Annotated in this window: 17 protein-coding genes; 2 read left to right on the top strand and 15 right to left on the bottom strand. The window is 50.8% G+C overall.

The features are described from left to right. Positions 1 to 127: 127 nt before the first annotated feature. The 5 genes from Q4E40_RS18465 to Q4E40_RS18445 all read right to left on the bottom strand — a co-directional run bounded on the left by Q4E40_RS18465 (position 128) and on the right by Q4E40_RS18445 (position 8,225). Positions 128 to 1,132, bottom strand: a complete 1,005-nt coding sequence (locus Q4E40_RS18465) for an N-acetylmuramoyl-L-alanine amidase family protein (protein WP_303414267.1) — start codon at positions 1,130 to 1,132, stop codon at positions 128 to 130. Between the two features lie 83 nt (positions 1,133 to 1,215). Continuing rightward, positions 1,216 to 2,136, bottom strand: a complete 921-nt coding sequence (locus Q4E40_RS18460; protein ID WP_303414266.1) for a serine hydrolase — start codon at positions 2,134 to 2,136, stop codon at positions 1,216 to 1,218. A gap of 67 nt (positions 2,137 to 2,203) precedes the next feature. Further along, positions 2,204 to 3,766, bottom strand: coding sequence for a SusD/RagB family nutrient-binding outer membrane lipoprotein (locus Q4E40_RS18455; RefSeq protein ID WP_303414264.1), 1,563 nt, complete (start codon positions 3,764 to 3,766; stop codon positions 2,204 to 2,206). 14 nt (positions 3,767 to 3,780) lie between these two features. Next, positions 3,781 to 6,831: a SusC/RagA family TonB-linked outer membrane protein gene (locus tag Q4E40_RS18450; protein WP_303414263.1), complete on the bottom strand. Its 3,051-nt coding sequence runs from the start codon at positions 6,829 to 6,831 to the stop codon at positions 3,781 to 3,783. A gap of 125 nt (positions 6,832 to 6,956) precedes the next feature. Further along, positions 6,957 to 8,225 carry an exo-beta-N-acetylmuramidase NamZ family protein gene (locus Q4E40_RS18445; protein ID WP_303414261.1) on the bottom strand — a complete coding sequence of 423 codons (1,269 nt, stop codon included), beginning with the start codon at positions 8,223 to 8,225 and terminating at the stop codon, positions 6,957 to 6,959. 237 nt (positions 8,226 to 8,462) lie between these two features. Between Q4E40_RS18445 and Q4E40_RS18440 the strand changes: the two genes are divergently transcribed. Both Q4E40_RS18440 and Q4E40_RS18435 read left to right on the top strand, forming a co-directional pair. Further along, complete coding sequence (locus Q4E40_RS18440; RefSeq protein ID WP_303414259.1) at positions 8,463 to 8,621, top strand: hypothetical protein; 159 nt, start codon at positions 8,463 to 8,465, stop codon at positions 8,619 to 8,621. A gap of 376 nt (positions 8,622 to 8,997) precedes the next feature. Next, on the top strand, positions 8,998 to 10,581 hold the full coding sequence (locus tag Q4E40_RS18435) for a hypothetical protein (RefSeq protein ID WP_303414257.1): 1,584 nt from the start codon (positions 8,998 to 9,000) through the stop codon (positions 10,579 to 10,581). Between the two features lie 881 nt (positions 10,582 to 11,462). On the opposite strand, the gene Q4E40_RS18430 is transcribed toward Q4E40_RS18435, so the two are convergent. The 10 genes from Q4E40_RS18430 to Q4E40_RS18385 all read right to left on the bottom strand — a co-directional run bounded on the left by Q4E40_RS18430 (position 11,463) and on the right by Q4E40_RS18385 (position 20,317). After that, a complete protein-coding gene (locus Q4E40_RS18430) occupies positions 11,463 to 12,110 on the bottom strand; it encodes an alpha/beta hydrolase (protein WP_303414256.1) in 648 nt (215 codons plus the stop codon). Positions 12,111 to 12,119: 9 nt separating this feature from the next. Then, positions 12,120 to 13,055: a ring-cleaving dioxygenase gene (locus Q4E40_RS18425; RefSeq protein WP_303414255.1), complete on the bottom strand. Its 936-nt coding sequence runs from the start codon at positions 13,053 to 13,055 to the stop codon at positions 12,120 to 12,122. 135 nt (positions 13,056 to 13,190) lie between these two features. Further along, positions 13,191 to 13,727: a YceI family protein gene (locus Q4E40_RS18420; RefSeq protein WP_303414253.1), complete on the bottom strand. Its 537-nt coding sequence runs from the start codon at positions 13,725 to 13,727 to the stop codon at positions 13,191 to 13,193. A gap of 235 nt (positions 13,728 to 13,962) precedes the next feature. Continuing rightward, the gene (locus Q4E40_RS18415) at positions 13,963 to 14,499 is read right to left on the bottom strand and encodes a TetR/AcrR family transcriptional regulator (protein ID WP_303414251.1); all 537 of its coding nucleotides are present in this window, start codon (positions 14,497 to 14,499) and stop codon (positions 13,963 to 13,965) included. 347 nt (positions 14,500 to 14,846) lie between these two features. Continuing rightward, complete coding sequence (locus tag Q4E40_RS18410; RefSeq protein ID WP_303414250.1) at positions 14,847 to 15,869, bottom strand: rod shape-determining protein; 1,023 nt, start codon at positions 15,867 to 15,869, stop codon at positions 14,847 to 14,849. A 45-nt stretch (positions 15,870 to 15,914) separates the two neighbouring features. Beyond that, the gene (gene rnk / locus Q4E40_RS18405) at positions 15,915 to 16,319 is read right to left on the bottom strand and encodes a nucleoside diphosphate kinase regulator (RefSeq protein ID WP_303414249.1); all 405 of its coding nucleotides are present in this window, start codon (positions 16,317 to 16,319) and stop codon (positions 15,915 to 15,917) included. 687 nt (positions 16,320 to 17,006) lie between these two features. Beyond that, positions 17,007 to 17,774: an ABC transporter ATP-binding protein gene (locus Q4E40_RS18400; protein ID WP_303414248.1), complete on the bottom strand. Its 768-nt coding sequence runs from the start codon at positions 17,772 to 17,774 to the stop codon at positions 17,007 to 17,009. Continuing rightward, a complete protein-coding gene (locus Q4E40_RS18395; RefSeq protein ID WP_303414244.1) occupies positions 17,771 to 18,778 on the bottom strand; it encodes a FecCD family ABC transporter permease in 1,008 nt (335 codons plus the stop codon). The genes Q4E40_RS18400 and Q4E40_RS18395 overlap by 4 nt, the downstream gene beginning before the upstream one ends. After that, positions 18,775 to 19,791 carry an ABC transporter substrate-binding protein gene (locus Q4E40_RS18390; protein ID WP_303414243.1) on the bottom strand — a complete coding sequence of 339 codons (1,017 nt, stop codon included), beginning with the start codon at positions 19,789 to 19,791 and terminating at the stop codon, positions 18,775 to 18,777. The genes Q4E40_RS18395 and Q4E40_RS18390 overlap by 4 nt, the downstream gene beginning before the upstream one ends. Before the next feature lie 28 nt (positions 19,792 to 19,819). Beyond that, positions 19,820 to 20,317, bottom strand: a complete 498-nt coding sequence (locus Q4E40_RS18385; protein WP_303414241.1) for an urease accessory protein UreE — start codon at positions 20,315 to 20,317, stop codon at positions 19,820 to 19,822.

Genomic DNA, 20,317 nt, shown 5'->3' with positions numbered 1-20,317 from the left:
CTGAGGGCAATGTTTCTTAGTTGTCCGGAATTAAATCTCATTACTCGTTTATAGTATTTGAAAGGGTGAGGTTTTTATTTGGTTACATGTAGAAGTAGAAGCTGTTATACCTGCGGTCAGTGGGTATTCACTTACCCAACACGACATAAAACTCTTTAGCCCGCCTTCTCTCCTCATTCGCTTCCTTCCGGTTTCCTAATTTTTTGAGTACATGCGCGCGGTTCAGGTGGCATTGTGCAGCAAGGTACGAGTCGGGAAAAGAGCGGACAGAGCGGGTAAGCAGATCGTAGGCCTGTTGCAGCGTTTGCTTATCCTTGCTCTTCATCAGCTCACTACCTTTTACATAATCCTGGTGCCAGAGCAGGGCTGTACCATCTACTCGCTCAGCCTCCTGAAAAACTTTGAACGGAGGAAGGGTCACTATTGAATTTTTAGATGCTATACCTGGGACAGGTTTTGAGAAGAAGATCTCCAGTGCCGCTACGTAAGCCTGCGCTTCCTTCCGGTTATGTGCGTCATCTTTAAGACGGCTTTCCTCAGCAGGGTTTGTAAAAAAGGATGCCTCAGCGATTACACCAGGGATGCCGTAGGTTCCGCGCAGCACTTTCGCTCCAGCAGATGGGAAGATAGCATGGTCAGAAACCAAGGTTGCCGGAGGTGCCTCAGTATACAAATGATTTGAAAGTTCTTTGGCCAGCAGCTTGCCCAGCGCAATACTCCCCTTGTTTTCGGAAGCATTGCCATGATAGTAGATGATGGGGAAATTTACCGCGGTATCAGCCGTGGCATTGTGATGCACAGAGATGAAGACATCGGCTTTGTTCTCAGTAGCTAATTGAATGCGATCATCAAAGGGAACATTCTCGTCAGTCAGACGTGTCATCAGCACAGTAGCTCCACTTTCTTCCAGCATTTTCTGTAACAGCAGCGCCACCCGCAGATTTATCCACTCTTCCCGCTCACCGGTCGGGCCAACCCGATAACTATCAGTGAGCGCGGTACCACCATGACCCGCATCCAGGCAAATGGTCTTACCTGCTAAAGGACTGCTCTTCCGCTGACAAAGCGCATTTGTATGATACAGGCAGAGCAAAACCAGCAGCAGGAAAAGTGGGCGTTTTGATATCGTCATATCATGAAGTGTTTCTTGGAAGTAAAGACATTCATATACAAAAGCATTAACAAAGAGCTCTGATACAGCTATTGATAGAACACTTACTTTATCATTTTCGGGTCTACATAGGTGCCGTACCGGGTAGCATTCCCGACTCGCCAGAAGTATTGGTAGAGTGTTTCTGAGATTTCTTCCATGACCTGTGGCGCTTGTCCATCAATCTTATAGCTTTCCATGATAGCTACCGCATAAGGCCGCTCTGGCAGCAATATAATGGCCCATTCAGTTGATACCCCGTTTAAGGAACCGGGCTTGAAGGCGATGGGAACCTCTGAGGGTATGCCAGGAGCTAATCGGCTGGTCCTGCGATCTGTCTTTTTCAGAATCGAAACAATATCCGCTGAAGTAGCTTTATTCAGGAATTCTCCCTTGTATAACATTTGCATGATACGGGCCGCCTCAGCAGGAGTAGCGATATTCTCTTCCCCACGGCCCGAGGCCGCTGCATTTATCATTTTGCGTTGAAGTCGGGTTTGTTGCAAGCCCAGTGCCTGTAGTGATTTGTTAACCTCAGACATACCGACCAGGTCGATCAGGATATTAGTAGCGGTGTTATCACTTAAGGTAATCATCAGTACCGCCAGGTTCTGTATACTCAGCGAAACAGGCCCCTGTAAATCCTTAATGACGCCTGTACCCCCAACCACAGCGGCTGGGTCTATCGGCTGCATATCTTTTAGGGCAATTTTTTTCTTATATGCCTGACTGTATACCTCCATCAGAATAGGAATCTTGATGGCGCTGGCTTGTGGAAAAATTTCGTTTTGATTGAAAGCGAACGTGTCGCCATTGGAGAGGTCAACTGCGACCATGCCTGTGAGTGCCGGAGAGCTCTCGATAATAGTTCGCAACCGTTCAAATGTCTTTTGTCGTAGCTCTTTTTCAATCGGTGCTTGCGCAACCACATCTTTAGCCATGATAGAAAGAAAAAAGACAAAAGGTAAGAGTAGAAGCTTATGCATATGAAGTAACCCTAATGAAAGAAGATCCCCCTCCTCCACAGGGGGATCTTCAGAAAAAGAAAACTAATTAGGGACGGTTCCACCAAAGCGGTGTGAGCAGGCGATACCGCTCAGAGTTGTCACCTATCTGCTCCCCATTACGGTTCTGCTCATTCGTTTCATATACCATACCCTGAATCCACTGACTCGGATCATTGGCATTGAACACAACGGTATTAATGTTCTCAGGGCGCTTCAGCGAAGGACCGTAGATCTCCTGACTGAAGTCCATGCGGCGCATATCGACCCATGTTTCAGGGTTCAGGCACTGCGTGATATACTTCTGGCGCATGATATGACTCAGGCCCCGCGTCTGGTTAGAGAAATGAGCTGCTACCCCATCTGCCAACAGTGCTGCCCAATAAGCGTTAATCTCGGCAGAAGTTACCCCAAGCTTGCGCATATTAGCTTTAACACCTTCTTCAAAAGCAACTAAGGCACCTGCCGCGTCACCAGACCTTAATTTAGCCTCCGCTTCGATTAGCTTAACTTCAGAGTAGGTAATGAAGGGGAACGGAGAGGTTGCCTTTGTATAATAGCCACTGTTTTTAAACAGTCCGTAGTCTGACACCGAGGTAAATTTACCTGAACCACCCTGACCACCTGCCAGGCCTAATCCGGAGCGAAGACCACGGTACTGACCATCTGAAGGCGCCGGGTTCATGATGCGACTGATGCGTGGATCCTGATAATCTGTCTCCGTTACCGGCAGGTTCTGAAGCAGGTCCACGAAAAACTGAGTCCAGGCGAAGTAGCGATCATTTACCGGATCTACAGATGTAAAACCACCCCAGCTATACCAAGGGTTCTCATCCGTCTGCTGTGCTCCTGCCATGTAAGCAAACTCAGCATCCATACCGTCTGCATTAAATCCATTTTGGGCAGCCTCAATTATTTTCGCTGAGTTATACAAACTACCTTTCTTTGAGAGGTGGTTAGCATACCTTGCCTTAAGCGACCATGCCAGCCTACGCCATTTATCCACATTGCCCTGATACATAATGTCTCCGCCACTAAAGTTCAGCGACACCTTGTTGTTCGGGTTGTTAAACGCTTCAATCGCCTCATCCAACAATTGATCTATCTTCTGATACACCTCTTCCTGTGTATTGAACTTTGGAGTAAGCTTAATTTGCGACGTCCCATCGTAGTAGTCATCCACCACAATAGCTCCATATTGGTCGGTGAGCATGCCGTAGTTAAGGGCTAAGAGCGTTTTGCCGGCTCCTACAAAATGAGGGTTTCCTTCTTTCTCCCCCAGCACGATCAGGTCCACACAGTTAGGCATTGTAAACACATAAGCGTTTTGCCAGAAAAAGTAGCTGGCAGTAAAGCGCCAGGTCTCCGCATTCCTGTTCGAGCCAGTAGTGAGTGCCGTGGAAGCATATTGCGTAATGCCGGCGACTTCGCGCGAACCACGCCACATAGACGCTCCATTGGTAGTAGTAATAGCTCCTACCAAGCGAGTATGTGCCGGTACGATTGTGGGTAAGTTAGGATCTTCGTTGATATCCAGATAGCTCTCGCAGGAGGTGCTGAACAACAGCGTAGCAACAAGAAAGAGCTTTATTTTAGAATATGTAATTTTCATGATGCTGCAAAAAATTAGAGTGTTAATCTTAGTCCGATATCAAAGCCACGAGTGGCAGGGATACCGAGGTTATCGAAGCCGAAAGAGCCAGAGCCTCCTACACCTGCACCACTACCAGAAACTTCAGGGTCAACGCCTGAATAGTTTGTGAACAGTAAAAGGTTACGTCCGGTACCAAAGACCTGCAGGTTGCTGATTGGTGTTTTGCCAAGCATGCGTGTTGGCAAGTTGTAGGTCAATGTAATGTAGCGTAGTCTCAACCAGCTTCCATCTTCTACAAAATCATAACCTTGGAAAGGATAGATTGTCTGGTAATAATTCTGATCCAGAACAACCTCTTTGGTATTTGCCTCGCCGGTAGACTCTATGACACCCTCAAAGACACGGGTCTGGCCGCGGTCAAGCGTTTTGGTGCTCAGACCGGAGCGTACCAGCGTGTTTTCTGTTGCATTGTATATGTCTCCTCCCACGCGAATATCCCACAAGAATGAGAAAGAAAATGTCTTGTAGGTAAGTGTGTTGGTAATACCACCGGTCCAGTCCGGATTACGATCTCCGATATACTGGTTTGTAGAGTTTACTTGCGGATAGCCGTTGTTATCAAGTAGTAACTGGCCTGCATCGTTGCGCTTCCATACGTTTCCATTGATACCAAACAGAGAGCCTCCCAGGAATGCAGCGCCCTGTGCCACTGAACCCGATACTAAGGCATCTGACAGCTCAACGCGATCCAAGGTACCCGGCAATTCTTTCACAGTAGCCTTATTTTTGGCTATGTTAAAGTCTACAGACCAAGTAAAGTTCTCGTTTGTAACCGGCTGCATGTTCAGCATAACCTCCACACCTTCATTGTCAATTCGGCCACCATTCAGGTATGCCAGGAATGAACCGGAAGATGGAGGGGTGCGAGTCCCCAGAATCTGATCGTCTGTGCTCGTCTTATAATAAGTAACATCAAGACCTACTCTGTTTCGGAAGAAGCGGACATCAGCGCCAATCTCAAAGGAATTCGTAAACTCTGGTCTTAGAGCCGGGTTGCCATAGTAATCATTGGCGTTGGAAATAAAACCGCGGGGGGCAATTGTAAATGAGTTTGTAGCAGTTGCCAGTGTTGTTGCCAACACGTGTGGAGGCGCATCTTTACCTACTCTGGCCCACGATGCTCTGATTTTACCGAATGAAAGAATATCACCGCCGGACGTGGCGCCCATCTCTTCCAGCAGATCGGTTACTACAAGAGAGCCGCTCACCGAAGGGTAAAAGAATGAACGATTCTTTACTGGCAAGGTAGATGACCAATCGTTTCTACCGCGGAAATTAACAAACGCGATACCTTTCCAGTCCAGGTTCAAATCAGCAAAAGCTCCGACGATTCTACGCTGAGACACATTCTGTGAAATCGTACGGTCTGTCTGCACAACGTTGTTGATATTGGCAAAGTCAGGGTCAATAAAGTTTCTGCCGTACCAGGAGGTAGTTTGTCTGCGCGAATCTTCCGCGTTGTTACCTAATGTCAGGCTTGTGTTAAAATCATTCGCAAAGGTTTTCTTGGCAGTAACCAACAGGGTAGATGTTGTAATTTGGTTACTGGTAGTAGATTGGGAAAGGGCTCCTTTACCTTCGCCTACTGTAGTTGTCCCCGGCATTCTGACACTCTTGAAATCATCAGTAAAATAGTCCGTACCCAAGCGGTAGGTTACATTCAGAAATTCGAAAGGATCGTAAATCACACTACCGATCGCTATCACACGGTCTACATCACTGGTAATAGGCTTATTCTGTATGCTCCAGTGCGGGTTATCATTAACGGCGATATTTCGCTGTATCCCTTCCGGAGTCAGGTAGTTGCGCATATCATCATTTCTTGGCCAGTATACGGCTCCCATTACGCCACTTGCACTCCCCTGCGGCACATAGCTTCTGCTCGACTTTATGTAATTAGCAGAGCCACCTACTTTAAGTTTGTCAGACACTTTTGTATCAGCAGACAAACGGAATGAATTACGCTCCATGTTTGTGTTGTCTACAATACCACCCTGATCAAATCGTGAGGCAGAGCCATAGAAAGTAGAGCGTTCAGTTCCACCGCTTACAGACACGTCGTGTTTTTGGGTAAAGGCTGTCTTGAAGATACTTTCCAGGTTATCGTAAATGGTTTGCCCAGACTCGAACCGCGGGCCCCAAGAGCCGATTGAAGCAGGGTCAAATGCCCCCTGCTCCCCCTGCATATATTCTGATTGGAGTGTTGGCAGTCTGTTTACTTTGTCAAATGAGAAACTATTAGAGTAGTTTATCTTGGCTTTTCCAGCAGTTCCTTTCTTAGTAGTGATCACAACCACACCTTCAGCTGCACGCAAACCATACAGGGCCGCCGCAGCAGGTCCTTTCAATACAGATATACTTTCAATGTCTTCAGGGTTAATGTCAATTGCCCTGTTAGAAGCAGGTGCTGTTCCGGCAGATAGACCTCCCTGGCTCACAGCTGTCGAGTTGTCTACAGGTATACCGTCCACCACATACAGCGGCTGGTTGTTACCGCTCAGGGAAGTACCACCACGGATCATCATGATGGCTGAGGCACCCGGAGCACCACCAGAGTTTGTAATCTGAACACCAGCAACTTTACCCTGCATGGCATTCACAATATTTGCCTGCTGCGTTTCGGTTATCTCTCTGGACTGTACTTCCTGAACGGAGTAACCAAGTGCTCTTTTTTCTTGTTCAACGCCAAATGCCGTCACCACTACCTCGCTCAGGCTTTTGGTATCATCCTGCAGCATCACATCTATTGTAGTGGCGTTGCCTACTGTTCGCTCAACCCGCTTCATCCCAATAAAGCTGAATACAAGCACATCAGATGGCGCAGCCTCAATCGTGTACTTTCCACTAATATCAGTTACCGTTCCTCTAGTCTTGCCTTTAACAACAACAGAAACTCCAGGTAGCGCCGACTTATCTGCTGCCGAGGTCACTGTCCCACTTACCGCTGTGCCTTGGGCAATACTTTGAAAGTGAAACAGAAGGAAGAACACTCCCCATAATAAACACTGTAATTTTTTCTTCATAAAAGACAAAATAAAGGTTTAGATAAAATAAAAATGATGGTCAAAAATGGCCAGAAACCTGGGTTGCATTTTCTCCCGGTCAATTTTGAAAGCATATTACACAGACAGCTAATGTCTGATTAAAATCAGGGATACAGCAGGTAATTCTGGCGCTTCTGCTTGTACTGGCTCAGCCCCGGCTCCCAGCTTTTGCGGATCTCCTCCTCCGAAACACCGGCGATGATCTGCTCCTTAAACTTTTTGGTGCCGGCCAGCTTGTCGATGTTCCCGATCTGGTTGCTCTGCTTGAAATCGAAGAAGCGTTCCTTATCCGGGTAAGCCTGGTACAGTTCGATCATCCAGCTCAAGTTAATTCTGCCTGTCTTCCGGAAAGTGCTCACATCATAATTGCGCAGGTCCAGGCCGTAACATACCTTGTCCTGGTGCAGCGGCGTTTCGGCCATCCCTTTTATTCCTGTAGGCGTGTAACTGAAAGAATATTTGTCTTTCATGTCCGGATGCCCCATCACAGTGAACGGGAACATGGTGCCGCGACCGTGGTTAAAAATGGTACCTTCAAAAAGGCAGGTAGACGGGTATAGCAGAATCGCTTGTTGCGTGTTCAGGTTAGGGGAAGGCCACACGGGCAGGTCGTAAGGCATGTCGTGGGTATAGTTTTTCACCGGCACGATCTTGAGTTTACACTGTATGCCGTTTGCCAGCCACTTTTCGCCGTTTATCATCTGGGCAAACTCGCCCACTGTCAGGCCATGCGCAATAGGTATAGGATGGATGCCGATCCCTGATTTATTCTCCGGCTCCAGAATAGGGCCGTCTACCATAAAGCCATTGGGGTTGGGTCTGTCCAGTACCATCAGCTCTACTCCATTCTCGGCGCAGGCTTCCATCACGCGGTGCAGTGTGATGGTATAGGTATAGAAACGGGTGCCGACGTCCTGTATGTCAAAGATCATGAGGTCCACATCGGCCAGGTCTTCTTTGGTTGGCTTGTTGCGCTTGCCGTAAAGCGATACCACTTTTATACCTGTTTTAGGGTCTATGCTGTCGTCCACCTTTATACCGGCAGGGGCATCGCCCCGGAAACCGTGCTCCGGACCAAACACTTTCACGATGTTCACCCCGATCGCATGCAGGCTGTCCACGCTCAGCTTATTGCCGATAATAGAGGTCGGATTCACCACCATGCCCACACGCTTGCCCTTCAGGTAAGGCAGGTAGGCCGCGGTTTGGTCAGCGCCCGTGATGATGGGAGCCTGAGCGGTCTCGGGTTTTGCTGCGGTGCTTTGCGCGACCGGCGCCGTCTCTTGCTGCTGCGGTGCTTTGCATGAGGTGGCCGCCAGCAGCAGTGCCAGCGCACCATTCATCAGCATTTTCACTTTGAAGGAAGTATACATAGTAGCTTTATTACTTTGACAGCCTTACCTTACGCAAGGTCGGGCAAGAAGCGAAATACGCAGTTTTATGCAACTCAAATCGGCATTCCTGCTTTTTCCTTCACTAATTAACTCATTTATATTTCTATATACCAAATTTTATGCATATTTTTTTATTAAATCCGCAAAAACATGCAGCCAAACCTGTTCTCTATTATCATTTTGATAAACCCTAAAAGCAGAGGGCAGGTATAGCTTTTGCCCTACCTGTCCTTTAAAAGCGCCACCTCGTTATTGGTTTACCAGAAAGTAACGTCAGATGCCGGTCGGGTACGGGGCAAGGGCAAAACGAGCAACGTGATCGATCATACCGGCGCTGAACAACGGGCGCCTTCGCTGAACCGGATCGGCACCTGAAGTCCGCGAGGTATAGCATACTGCCTTTATTTTACACCGGAGCATGCGGGCGATACCTGAACACTAGCCACAGTGCAATTCTGTGTTGTATTTCTCCCAGCCAGTATTCAGAATAAGGTGGTTTGAAATTTTAGCGGAAAACCTGCTTTGATAAACGCAGAAGTCTTTGCTAACTTAGAGGCTTCTAATAGAGCATGTTCAAACTTTGTGTCTCATATAGCACTCACTTTGCAGCGGAAGCCGCCATTCGCTACCTCAGGACGAACCCTGCTGGCAGGCGACTTTAGTACCATTCCGAAGTACTGCTCCTGTCCGCCCTCAAGGGCTCCTAAAGTTTAAGCATTCTCTAAGCACTGTATTGCACAATTCACCTTATATGAAAAAGAGTCTACTTCTTTTTTCTCTTCTGATACTCCTTATCAACCAAGCAATTGCCCAGGACGCACCCTCCGGCAAATCTTCCAGGCCAGCTGCCATCAAACTGCAATTCCCGACTGAGCCCGGCTGGAACGTGCTGAAAGAAGGGCAGCAACTTGAGTTTGAGGTGCAGGCCAGTGGCGGCACCGGCACGAAGTTCAGGTATAGCATCAAGCAAGGCAAAGTCGATGGCATGGTCTTCGACTCGCTCGGCTATTTCTCCTGGACGCCCAGCTACGACTTTGTAGACCGCCTGAGCGGCGGACGCGTGCTACAGGTGATCTTTGAGGTCCGCAACGAGAAAGACGAAAGTACCAGCCAGGTGGTGGACTTTAAAGTAGAGCACGTGAACCGCCCGCCCGTGGTAGGTGAACTGAAACCGCTCTACGTGCGCTACAACGCCCAGAATACCTATACCATCGAGTCGGCGGCTGTACAGGACGAAGACGAGGATCCGATTGTGTTTGTCGCCATCGCTGATGGCATGCCTGAGGGAGCCAAACTGTCGGCGCAGGGCGAGTTTACCTGGAAGCCTTCGCTCACGCAGTTCAACCGTCTGCGTAACAAACCGATTTTAGTAGAGTTTTATGTAGAGGACCAGCCGGCCAAGGCGCGCACGAAGGGTGCTTTTAAGGTGGAGGTGACGCAGCAGGACCTGCCCCCTACCCTGCAGATGATCCCCTCCCAGAAGCGCTTTGTGTACAAAGAGGACGCCACCGTGAACATCAAGTTCCAGATCTATGACCCGAACGGTGAGCCCGACATCGCCGCGTTCAGTTTTATTTCGACGAACACCACAGTGCCGGCCACCGCCCTGGTTAAAAACACGCCGTCGCAGTACGAATTCATCTGGCGACCTGGCTACGATTTTGTGCGCGACCCACTCGACTCTGTGGCTTTTGAAATGACCTTCTTCGTGCTGGACAAGTCGAATAAGCGCGACGAGCGCACTGTCTCGTTTACCATACTCAACGCCGTGAACGAAGGCGAAAAGGACCAGAAACTCTACAACGAGTACCGCGCCTCGCTGGTGCGCGCCTGGGACCTGATGGAGCAACTCAAGGAAACCGAAAAAGATCTGAAGAAAAAGTATAACCGTGCCCGCAAAGGCAAAAAAGGTCGTTCGCTGGCCAATGCTTCCATGGGTGCGGTGACGGGCATCGCTCCCGTGATCATTGATGAGCCCGCCACCAGCAAAAAGATCACGACCATTGGCGGCACCACCGTTATGACCATCGGCACGCTGGAGGCGACGGAGGTGATTGGCCGCTCCACCAAAGACCTGGTAGAGCGCCTGAATTACATCATCGAGAAGCGAAACGAACTGCAGACCAAAGGCGACGTCTTCGCCCGTAAATATGCGCTCAAGTCGTCGCGCCGCAGACCGGAGTTTATAAAGGATGTGGATGACTTTGTAGCGGTGATGAACCTGAAGGGCCTGGTAGCGCTGGAGCTGGACGCCGGTTGGAAGAACAAGAGTAAGGCAAGCGACGAGAACATCGCCAAGACGTTCAAGGACTTCGGCTACGAGAGCCAGAATTAGGAGAGGGTATAGTAAGTTGCTTTTTGTAAAGTGATTTTTTAAAGGATTTGAAGAGCCCTGTTGGTGTTTTGCCAACAGGGCTTTTTTGTTGCAGGTAAAGCAGAGGGAGGTTTCTGGCGGGAGTGTCCTCACTCGTAACGGGTTTGGTGGGGCCTCTGGCCTGGGTATACCTATCCTATACTTGGCGTAGCTTCAGCCTTTCTATACCTTAAGCTAATTTGTTGTATGGCTTGCCCTGGCCGGGCGGGCCTTACTTTTTTCCTTGATGAAAAAAGTAAGCAAAAAAATCAAGACGCTTTTAAACTCGCTGACCGCTCAGACACAAAATCGTCATTGGTGCACCGGGCTAGAGCTGTCTGTTTCATAGTGCATGGGGCAAGTTAGTCTTGCAATACCTGCCAGCGGCCTGTGACAAGTGCCAGGGAGCTTATACCTGACTAATGGTAGTTACAGATTCCCCACCTTGGACTGCTGAGAACGAGAGTTCGAAAGTAGCGAGCGTAGCTCTGAGGGGTCTGGGGTGGTTGGACCCGGGACAGCAAAACAAAAACAACATCGCCTATGCCTGCAAGTTGGCAGCTACTATATTCCCCTCTCTTGAGAGGGGCAGGAGTTAGCATTATAAATTGCAGAAACTGCAGGGCTTATACCTGACTATTGTAATAGAAGAAAGTCCCCCTTGTGGGTAGGGGCCCTCGACAAAGAAGGGGAAGAAGGATCACAATCGTTCCCACTGCTCTTGAATGAAAAACCAATTCCGAAGTGCTGAGCACCTTTAACTTGAATTGCTCTAACTGATTGCTCGCTCACTGAAAACAAAAAAAGCTGAACGCAGACCATTACGGTGCTTTCAGCTTCTTTGCTTTTAGCCAAACTTATTTTTAGGAAGCCAGTATCTTTTTGGCTAGTTCTATTTCTTCATCCAATATGGTGTGCGGGCGGCCTGGGTATACCTTGCGTGTCACGTTGGCGCCCATGCTTTCGAGTTGCTTCACCGTCTCATCCACCCTGCTGACCGGCACGTGTGGGTCCGGATCGCCGGTCGTGATGAGCACGGGGGTACCTTCGAAGTTGCCTTTGTAGTTGCCTGTGTTCAGTTCCTGCCCGATCAGTCCACCCGTGAAGATCAGCAGACCACCGAAGCGCTGGGCATGCCGGCTCGCATACTCTGCCGTGAGGCAGGCACCCTGCGAGAAGCCAAGCAGGTAGATATCCTTGCTCGCTATACCTTGCGCCAGTATACCTTGCACAGTTTCGTCGATCAGCTCCAGGGCCGAGTCCAGGGCAGGCTGGTTCTGATCTGCCGGCGCCATGAAACTGTAGGGATACCAGGTGTTATTGGTGGCCTGCGGTGCAAAAAGTGTGAAATCTTCGGCTCCCAGTTCCTGCGCCAGGGGCAGTATGCTGGCCGCCGTAGCCCCTCTCCCATGGATCAGGACCAAGGCCTTGCCAGTTTCTGCCAGGGATTTACCCTGCTTGTGTACTTCCTTTTCGTGTGTGTACATGGTATACCTTTCGTTCAGTTTCAAATGATCGCCTTAATCTAGGTTTGGCAGCACAGCTTCTATTTTGGCCCTGTGCTGTTCGTACTGCGGTGGGAGCAAGAGCTTTTTGCCTAAGTCCTCTACCGACTCGTCTATCGCGAAGCCCGGGTTGTCGGTGGCGATCTCGAACAGTACGCCGCCTGGCTCACGGAAGTAGAGGGAGTAGAAGTAATTGCGGTCTATCTTCTCGGTGATGTTGTAGCCTTTGCCCGCTATTTTCTCACGGAATCGCATCAGTACTTCCTCATCCTTCACCCGGAAAGCGATGTGGTGGTTCGTGCCCGCGCCGCCTTCGCCCCGCCCGATGTTCGGATTCTCCACAATATCGATGATGCTGGCGCCTTCCACCGCATCGGTGCTATACCTGTAGCTGCTGCCTGTCTGGTCCTGCAAGGTATAGCCCAGGATATCGGTTAGGATGGCGGCCGTCTTTTCGGCCTTTTGCAAAGTCAGGGTCACGTTGTGAAATCCTTTCGTAGCCACGTTGGCTTTCACTTCGTCTGTTTCCCAAGGAGTGCGGCTGTCAGCATTTTTAGGAATTACCAATTCCAACAGCAGTCCGTCCGGGTCCTGGAAAGGCAGGTATTGCTCCCCGAATTTCTCCGAAGGCCGGCCGTAACTCACTTTGTGCTCTTCGAAGCGCTTCATCCAGAAGTCGAAACTTCCTTCGGGTACAGCGTAGCCGATGTGCGTGGCCATACCTGCACCAGCCTTGCCACGACGCGCGCCCTGGTAGGGGAAGAAAGTCAGGATGGTGCCCGGGCTACCCACCTCGTCGCCATAATAGAGGTGGTAAGTGCCGGGATCATCAAAATTGACTGTCTTTTTGAGCAGCCTCAAGCCCAGCACTTTGGTGTAAAAGTCCAGGTTGCTTTTTGCCGAATCGGCAATGGCTGTGATATGGTGGAGTCCTAAGATTCTGTCTTCCATGGTATTAAATAATTAGCTGGTGTTAAGGTATACGCGGGAGCAGGTGATAGATGTCATCTCGAACGGTAGTAAGGAATCTGAAGGTTATTGTTTATCCGGATTTCCCACTAACCTTCGAGATGACACTTGATGGCCTTAAGACTGCTTCACCAGTTGCACTTCAGCCTGCAGCTTGATCTCGTCGCTTACCACCACGCTACCGGCTTCGGTAACCGCGTTCCAGGTCAGGCCAAACTCTTTGCGGCTGATCTTGCCCGTTACTGTGAAACCTGCTTTATGCTGTCCGTATGGGTCTACTACAGTGCCGCCAAACTCCACATCCACTGTCACGGGCTTGGTTATGTTGCGGATAGTCAGGTCGCCGTGCAGTTTGTAGTCGTTGCCGCCTACGTTCTCGTAGCTTGTGCCCACAAAGCGCACTTCGCCGTGGTTGTCCGCATCAAAGAAGTCAGCTGACTTCAGGTGCGTGTCGCGTTGCTCGTTGTTGGTGCTGATCGAGTTCACATCGGCTGTGAACACAATGTTACGGGCACCGTTGAAATTCTCGTCTTCGCTCTCTGCCTCAGCCGTGAACTTCTGGAAATAACCAGTTACGGTCGTGATCATCAGGTGCTTTACTTTAAACTGTACTTCGCTGTGCGTTGGGTCTACTGACCATTTTACGTTTGCCATAATCTTAATTCTATTGGTTTAGTTTGAATGATTCTCTGTTACAAATCTACAACAAATGTATAGACTTTAAATGTATATACATCAATTATTTTAAAAAGGTTTCTCTTTGGGTGATTTTTCTGGAATACAGATCACTGGTTGCAGTATAAGGTAGTCCCCTCCTGTCGTCAAACACAAAAAAAGGGAGCCTTGTAAGCTCCCTATACCTGTTATGCTTTAGCACCATAGCCACGTTTTATCGCGTGGCGTACTTGGATTTTATCAACTCCACCATTTTCCTGCAGTGCTCCTTGTCACCATTGGTCACGAAAAGTCGCCAGAGCCCTTCCACAAGCAGCATCAGCACTTCTGATTCCATTTCGGGATCTTCATAGCCCAACTCCCTGAATGCCTCCACCAGCTTTTGCATCACCGAATGGGTATAGCGGTTGTGGTGCTTCTGGGCGATCTCCTCATCTACAAGGCGAAACTGCATCCGCCAGAAATTCCGTTCGTCTTCGACCAAACGCTGGGGCATGTCCAGCACACTGTTGATCAGCTTCAACGGGTCATTTTCCATGGCCAGGCCCTTGCTTTTGTCCGTAATGCGCCTGTAACCCGCCTTGATCACCTCCTCCAGTAAGTTTGCCTTGTTGATGTAGTGCTTAAAAATAAGCCCTTCGGACACGTCGGCTTCCCTGGCGATGAGGCTTGTAGGAGTGGCCTCGTACCCCCTATCGGCAAACAGGTCTAAAGCTGTTTCTAAAATATGCTCTTTCTTTGACTTAGACATTCTGGTGAAGGACTAATGGTTTCTAAGGGAATGCAAACAGAAATGCACGGCTGCGCAATCTGAAAGCACCTGAATTGATTTTATGCAAAAATAAGGGCTTACCAGGCAAACTAAAAGCCCGACGCCTGTGAGAAGAATAAATTTAAAGATTATTTAATAATAAAGTACACCAAGACTGTGAGTAAACGTGCCTTATACCTGCTATCCTATACCTGTCCATCCACCTGCCTGTGACTTATACCTTACTTCTTACCCATAAAAATAACCCCACCGGTTTGTCTCCAGCGGGGCTCTTATGGTATTAAAAGTCACTAGCTGCCAGGAGGTTGCACCCTATGGCGGTAGATTTAGCGCATCAAAAACCGGAAGCGTTCAATGTTCCGCGTGGCAATGCCTGTGCCCCTCACCACCGCGCGGAGCGGGTCTTCCACCACATGGGTCGGTAGTTTCGTTCTGGCGGAGATCCTTTTGTCCAGGCCGCGCAGCAAGGCGCCGCCGCCGGTCAGGTAGATGCCTGTCTGGTGTATGTCGGCCGAGAGCTCGGGTGGGGTCATCTCCAGGGTTTTCATCACGGCCTCCTCTATCTTGGCCAGTGAGCGGTCCAGGAAGAAAGCGACATCTGTGTAAGAAACGTGTACCTGTTTCGGCAAGCCGGTCAACAGGTCGCGGCCCTTGATGCCCACGTCCTGCGGCGGATTTTGCAGTTCGGGCAGGGCTGCCCCTACCTCCAGCTTAATCCGGTCGGCGGTGGACTGCCCGATCAGCAGGTTGTGGTGCTTGCGCATGTAGTGCACAATGTCAGCGGTAAAGCTTTCGCCCGCCACCTTCAGGGATTGGTCGCAGACAATGCCGCTCAGGGCAATGACGGCGATCTCGGTGGTGCCGCCGCCAATGTCGACGATCATGTGCCCGTTCGGCTCCTCCACATCCAACCCGATGCCAATGGCAGCGGCGATCGGTTCGTGCACCAGGTATAGCTCCCTTGCCCCGGCAATAACGGCGGAGTCGCGAATGGCGCGTTTCTCTACTTCGGTTATACCGGAGGGCACGCAAATCACCATCCGGAACGAGGACCCAAATTTTCTTTTCCCTCCATTGATCAGCTCGAGCATACCTTTCATCATGTGTTCTGCCGCATGAAAGTCGGCGATCACCCCGTCCTTCATGGGGCGCACAATGCGGATGTCCTCATGCGCTTTCCCCTCCATCTGCATCGCCTTCCGGCCAATCGCCAACACTTTGCCCGATGACCTGCTGTAGGCTACGATGGACGGCTCGTCCACCACTACCTTGTCGCCCTGCATGACCAGAAAGTTGGCCGTACCCAAATCAATGGCAATATCCTCTCTAAAAAAATCTAAAAAACCCATTCTCTATGGTGTAAAAATTCTTCTCCAACAAACCCGGCCGGCAGACTACAGGTTAAGATTGCCTGCGGCTTCAGGTTGATACAACACCTCCATCACCTCGTACTTCATGGTGCCTTTTGGCCCCGGCCGCTCTACCTTATCGCCGACTTTGCAGCCCAGTATGGCCGTGCCTACAGGCGCCAATACCGAAATTTTGAACTTGGAAAGGTCCGCGTCTTTTGGGTATACCACAGTCAGTTCCATCTGGGCTCCGCTCTTCAACTCTGTCAGTTTCACCAGCGAGTTCATGGTCACTACATTTTCCGGAATCTCTTCGGAGGCCACCACCTTGGCGCGCTTCAGTTCCTGGCTGAGCGCCTCTACGGTATGCGCGCCGCTTACCGCACGCTGCGCCTGAACGAGGCTGTGCAGTCGTTGGAAATCCTTTTCGGTTAGATAAATCGGGTTCATATATGTTAAATTTTTAAAGCGTTATAAAATCATGCAGGTATAGCGCCGTGCCTGGCCCCGGAGGCGGACGCTAAGCTTCCGGCGCACGAGGCGCGGAGGCAGATCAAAAACCTAAACACACAAAACGCCCCTGCCTGCGGCCATTGCGCTGCGTAGAGGTGTCTTGTGAAATAACGATTCCTGGAGGTTTGAACAGGTACAGCCTGTAGCAAGGGTTGGTGGCTTGCGCCCGGGGCCGGAGGTTTCCGGCTTAGTTAATGAAGGCCTTAGGGGCTGTATAAAAGAAAAGGCAATAGCCATTCAGCACATCACTTTGAGATACGTGATGCGATGCCGCAACAAAGCCTGTGAGGGGCTTTGAAAAGAGATGAATTGTCCTGAAATATGGCAGCACGGTTCTGATAGTATTCTTTCAAAGTAACGGAAGAAACCCCATAAAAGCAAGAAAACAACCGCTTTACCGCCTATACTGCAGGTATAGCGTGCCGCCCACCCACCAAAACCGGAGCGCCTGCAGCTGCAAACAGAATCTGTTATACTTTTCTTATTCAGCGCCTCCGCCAAAAGCCTCCCTGCCTAGCCCGCAGTTGGTATAGAGATCGTAAGGCTGCTTGACAGAGAAATCGGTTTCAAAAGGTATAAGGCTCCCTCAAAAGCCAGAGCAATTTGATGATGGTATGAGGCAGCCTATCGGCCAGGTACCACCACCATTTTATCGTTTACCTGCACAGTGGTAAAGCGAACATCATACACATGCTCCAGAAAGGCGCCGTTCTGGTAGTCAAAGGTATCGCCGGGCGTCAACACGGTTCTGTCTTTCATGAAGTAGCAATGGTCGGCATACAGGAAGGCCATGTTCGGGTCGTGCATGATGGCGATAACCGTCAGGTTGTTCTCCGTCAGTTTTTTGAGCTTCTCCAGCACATAGGTCTGGTAATAGATGTCGAGGTGGTTGGTGGGCTCGTCGAGGAGAATAATGCGGGGATTCTGCACCAGCACCCGTGCGATCATCACCAGTTGCTGCTCTCCGCCCGAGAGCTCGGTATAGGGTCTTTCCGCCAGGTGGCTGATGCCCAGCTCTTCCAGGGCCTGCCCTACCTTTTCCATGTCGCTCCTTCTGGGGCTGAAGGCGGAGAAAGCGGCTCTTCCGGTCAGCACTACATCCTTTACCTGGAAGGGAAACACCGATTTATGGAACTGCGGCAGAAACCCGAGCACGCGGGCGCAGTCCGAGAAAGACATGTTACTGCGCTCCTTCCCCATCAGTTTCACGGAGCCGTGCCGGTACTTCTGCAGGCCCGCCATGATGTTGAAGAGCGTGGACTTGCCACTCCCGTTACGGCCCAACAGCACCGAAAAGCGATTACTCGGAAAAGCCACCTGCACTTGCTCCAGTATCGGCGTTTTGCCATACCCGAAGCTGAGGTTTTCTACTTCTATCGCTGCCTCTGTCATACCCAGTTGATTTTGTTTTTCTTCATTAAAAAGAGAAAGAAAGGAGCCCCCAGCAGCATCGTGAAAATGCCGATCGGTATTTCGAAGTCCATCAGCGAGCGCGAGAAATTGTCGATGATGACAAGAAAGGACCCGCCGAAGAGAATGTTGGCCGGCATGGCCTTCCGGTTGTCCGGACCCACCATCATGCGGGTGAGGTGCGGTATAAAAAGCCCGTACATGCTGATGACGCCCGCAGCTGCCACCGAGGTGGAGGTGGTGAGGGTGGCCAGAGCGACCAAGGTGGCTTTGTCGGCGGTGGGGTTCACGCCCACCGCCTTTGCCTCCTCTTCTCCCAGGGCCAGCAGGTTAAGGCGCCAGCGCATCAGGTACATGCCCACTATACCTATACCTACCGGCAGCGCGGCCGTGTTGAGCTTGTCCCAGGAGGCGTGGTGCAGGTTGCCCATCGTCCACTGCACAATGGCCTGCAGCTTGTAGGGGTCGCTTATGTACTGCACCACCGTCAGGGAGGCCGTGAAGATTCCCGACACGATCATGCCCGACAGGATGACCGCCACGATAGAGGACTTGTTGTTGCTGAAGGCGAAGGAATAGGTCATGACCACAGAGGCCACCCCCAGCACAAAGGCCATCACGTTGATGTGCAGAAGCGGAAAGGCAATGGCCAGCGCCGCCCCGAATGCCGAACCAGACGAAATGCCCAGCACATAGGGGTCTACGAGCGGGTTCCGGAAAATACCTTGCAAGGCGCCACCCGAAGATGCCAAGCCCGCCCCGATGATGAACGTGAGCAAGACCCTGGGCAGGCGCACATTCCCGATGATGTTGTTGAGCATGTATACCTTGGTCGAGCTCTCGTGGATGTCGCCGTGCAGCGCCGCCCTGCCCCAGTCCCAATAGTCCGCGAACACCAGCCCCTGCGACGGGCCCACCGTCAGGGAATACAGCAGCAGCGGTATGGGCAGGCCGTAAATCAGGAAGCCGGTCAGTACGTTTCTCATTCGAGTAAGACAGTGGCTTTGGCGCCGTACAAGTTTGTCATGATGTCTCTTCGGTTCTCTTCGAGGTCGAAGTTCTTGTTTGTGCCATAAGCGACGTTGTGCAGCTCGATGGCGGCGTACATAATTTTTAAGGTATGCGGGTCGTAGAAAAAGGGCGGCTCGAGCACGTGCACGTTTTTGTTTCTGACCGCCTGGAGCACTGCCAGTTCTTTTTTGTCATACAGCTCCTGCGGGTCGGTGCTCCAAAGCAAAATCAGGTCCGGGTCCCACGAAATCAGCGTTTCCGGGTTGATGTTGGGCTGGTCTATCTCAAAGGTGCAGGCGTTGTTGACCCCCGCCAGCAGAAAGCACTCCGCCATGCGGCTGTTCTGTCCCGAGGTAGAATAGATCCGGCCCCCTGACCAGGCATAGTACACCGATTTTTTCTGCTTGATGTGATCTGTCGCTTCCGCTATCTCGTCGAGCTTGCGGCGGGTATAGGCCAGCAATTCCATTGCCCGCTCCTGCGTACCGGTCAGTTTGCCGATGTTTCCGATCTCTTTGAACAATTGCTCGTTGTTCTGCGGCGACACCGCAAACACCGGAATGCCCAGGCTTTCCAGCAAGCGGATGGCGTCGGTCTGCCCCGAGGCAATGATCACCAGGTCTGGCTTGAGCGACAGCACACTTTCGATGTTGGTGGAGGTTTCCCAGTTACCCGGGGCGGGCATTTCTTTTCTGGCGATGCGGGGGTCCAGTTTGCTGAAATACTTAAAGGTCTCGGGATTGGTGTAGATGTTGTTCTGTATACCTACCACGGTATGCTCCGCGTTCAGCATGTACATGCCATCCAGCGCTCCCTGGTATAGCACGATCACCCGTTTGGCAGGTTCGCCCAGCCGCACCTCTTTGCCCCGTATATCTGTCACGACAATCGCGTCAGCCGCTGTTGCCATACCTTCTCCGTGCTCGCTATTACAGGCGTTCAGCAGCAAACTCGCACACACAGCCACGACAAGTCGAACAGCTATCATTTCATTTAAATACGTCATATACGCTTCACTAAATTGCTGCCCGCTCCCGCCGATTGTTGCCATAGGCCTTGATCATTTGCGAAGGGTGCAGCACCCGCTCTTCTATCTCCATCTTGAAGCCGCCGCTCTGCAACAACTGGTACAGCGGGGCATCGTAGGCTACACATACCTCATTCTCATCCGTGATGAAAATTGGCACGTGCTTGTTGCCGATCTCAAAGCAGATGGTGCCCACTTCCTGCAGACTTCGGGGACGCAGCACCACACAGTCACAGGGCTTTATCTTCAACAGGATAGCCCGGCTTTCGGACAGGTATAGCAAGTCCCCGTCTTCAAAAGCACTTCTGTTCACCTTGTCCACCAGCACTTCTATACCTGCCTGCGTCTTCTTTTTCATGCGGGACTTGGAAGCCTCGTACCACTCTATCTCGAAAAAGTCGATCGTGCGGCCACCCAGTTCCTGATCATTTACAAGCGCCTCCGTTACGACAAGGGGCTCCGCCAGTTTGGAGCGGTCGGTCGCCAT

Origin of the sequence: Pontibacter coccineus (assembly GCF_030546575.1) — a bacterium.
In the GTDB taxonomy this organism is placed as follows: Bacteria; Bacteroidota; Bacteroidia; order Cytophagales; family Hymenobacteraceae; genus Pontibacter; species Pontibacter coccineus.
The sequence above is the reverse complement of the archived record's forward strand: the minus strand, read 5'-3'. Positions and strand labels throughout refer to the sequence as shown.

Coding starts and splice junctions, on each gene's coding strand:
- Q4E40_RS18465 (WP_303414267.1), bottom strand. CDS start 1,132: ATGACGATATCAAAACGCCCACTTTTCCTGCTGCTGGTTTTGCTCTGC.
- Q4E40_RS18460 (WP_303414266.1), bottom strand. CDS start 2,136: ATGCATAAGCTTCTACTCTTACCTTTTGTCTTTTTTCTTTCTATCATG.
- Q4E40_RS18455 (WP_303414264.1), bottom strand. CDS start 3,766: ATGAAAATTACATATTCTAAAATAAAGCTCTTTCTTGTTGCTACGCTG.
- Q4E40_RS18450 (WP_303414263.1), bottom strand. CDS start 6,831: ATGAAGAAAAAATTACAGTGTTTATTATGGGGAGTGTTCTTCCTTCTG.
- Q4E40_RS18445 (WP_303414261.1), bottom strand. CDS start 8,225: ATGTATACTTCCTTCAAAGTGAAAATGCTGATGAATGGTGCGCTGGCA.
- Q4E40_RS18435 (WP_303414257.1), top strand. CDS start 8,998: ATGAAAAAGAGTCTACTTCTTTTTTCTCTTCTGATACTCCTTATCAAC.
- Q4E40_RS18425 (WP_303414255.1), bottom strand. CDS start 13,055: ATGGAAGACAGAATCTTAGGACTCCACCATATCACAGCCATTGCCGAT.
- Q4E40_RS18420 (WP_303414253.1), bottom strand. CDS start 13,727: ATGGCAAACGTAAAATGGTCAGTAGACCCAACGCACAGCGAAGTACAG.
- Q4E40_RS18415 (WP_303414251.1), bottom strand. CDS start 14,499: ATGTCTAAGTCAAAGAAAGAGCATATTTTAGAAACAGCTTTAGACCTG.
- Q4E40_RS18410 (WP_303414250.1), bottom strand. CDS start 15,869: ATGGGTTTTTTAGATTTTTTTAGAGAGGATATTGCCATTGATTTGGGT.
- rnk (WP_303414249.1), bottom strand. CDS start 16,319: ATGAACCCGATTTATCTAACCGAAAAGGATTTCCAACGACTGCACAGC.
- Q4E40_RS18400 (WP_303414248.1), bottom strand. CDS start 17,774: ATGACAGAGGCAGCGATAGAAGTAGAAAACCTCAGCTTCGGGTATGGC.
- Q4E40_RS18395 (WP_303414244.1), bottom strand. CDS start 18,778: ATGAGAAACGTACTGACCGGCTTCCTGATTTACGGCCTGCCCATACCG.
- Q4E40_RS18390 (WP_303414243.1), bottom strand. CDS start 19,791: ATGATAGCTGTTCGACTTGTCGTGGCTGTGTGTGCGAGTTTGCTGCTG.
- Q4E40_RS18385 (WP_303414241.1), bottom strand. CDS start 20,317: ATGGCGACCGACCGCTCCAAACTGGCGGAGCCCCTTGTCGTAACGGAG.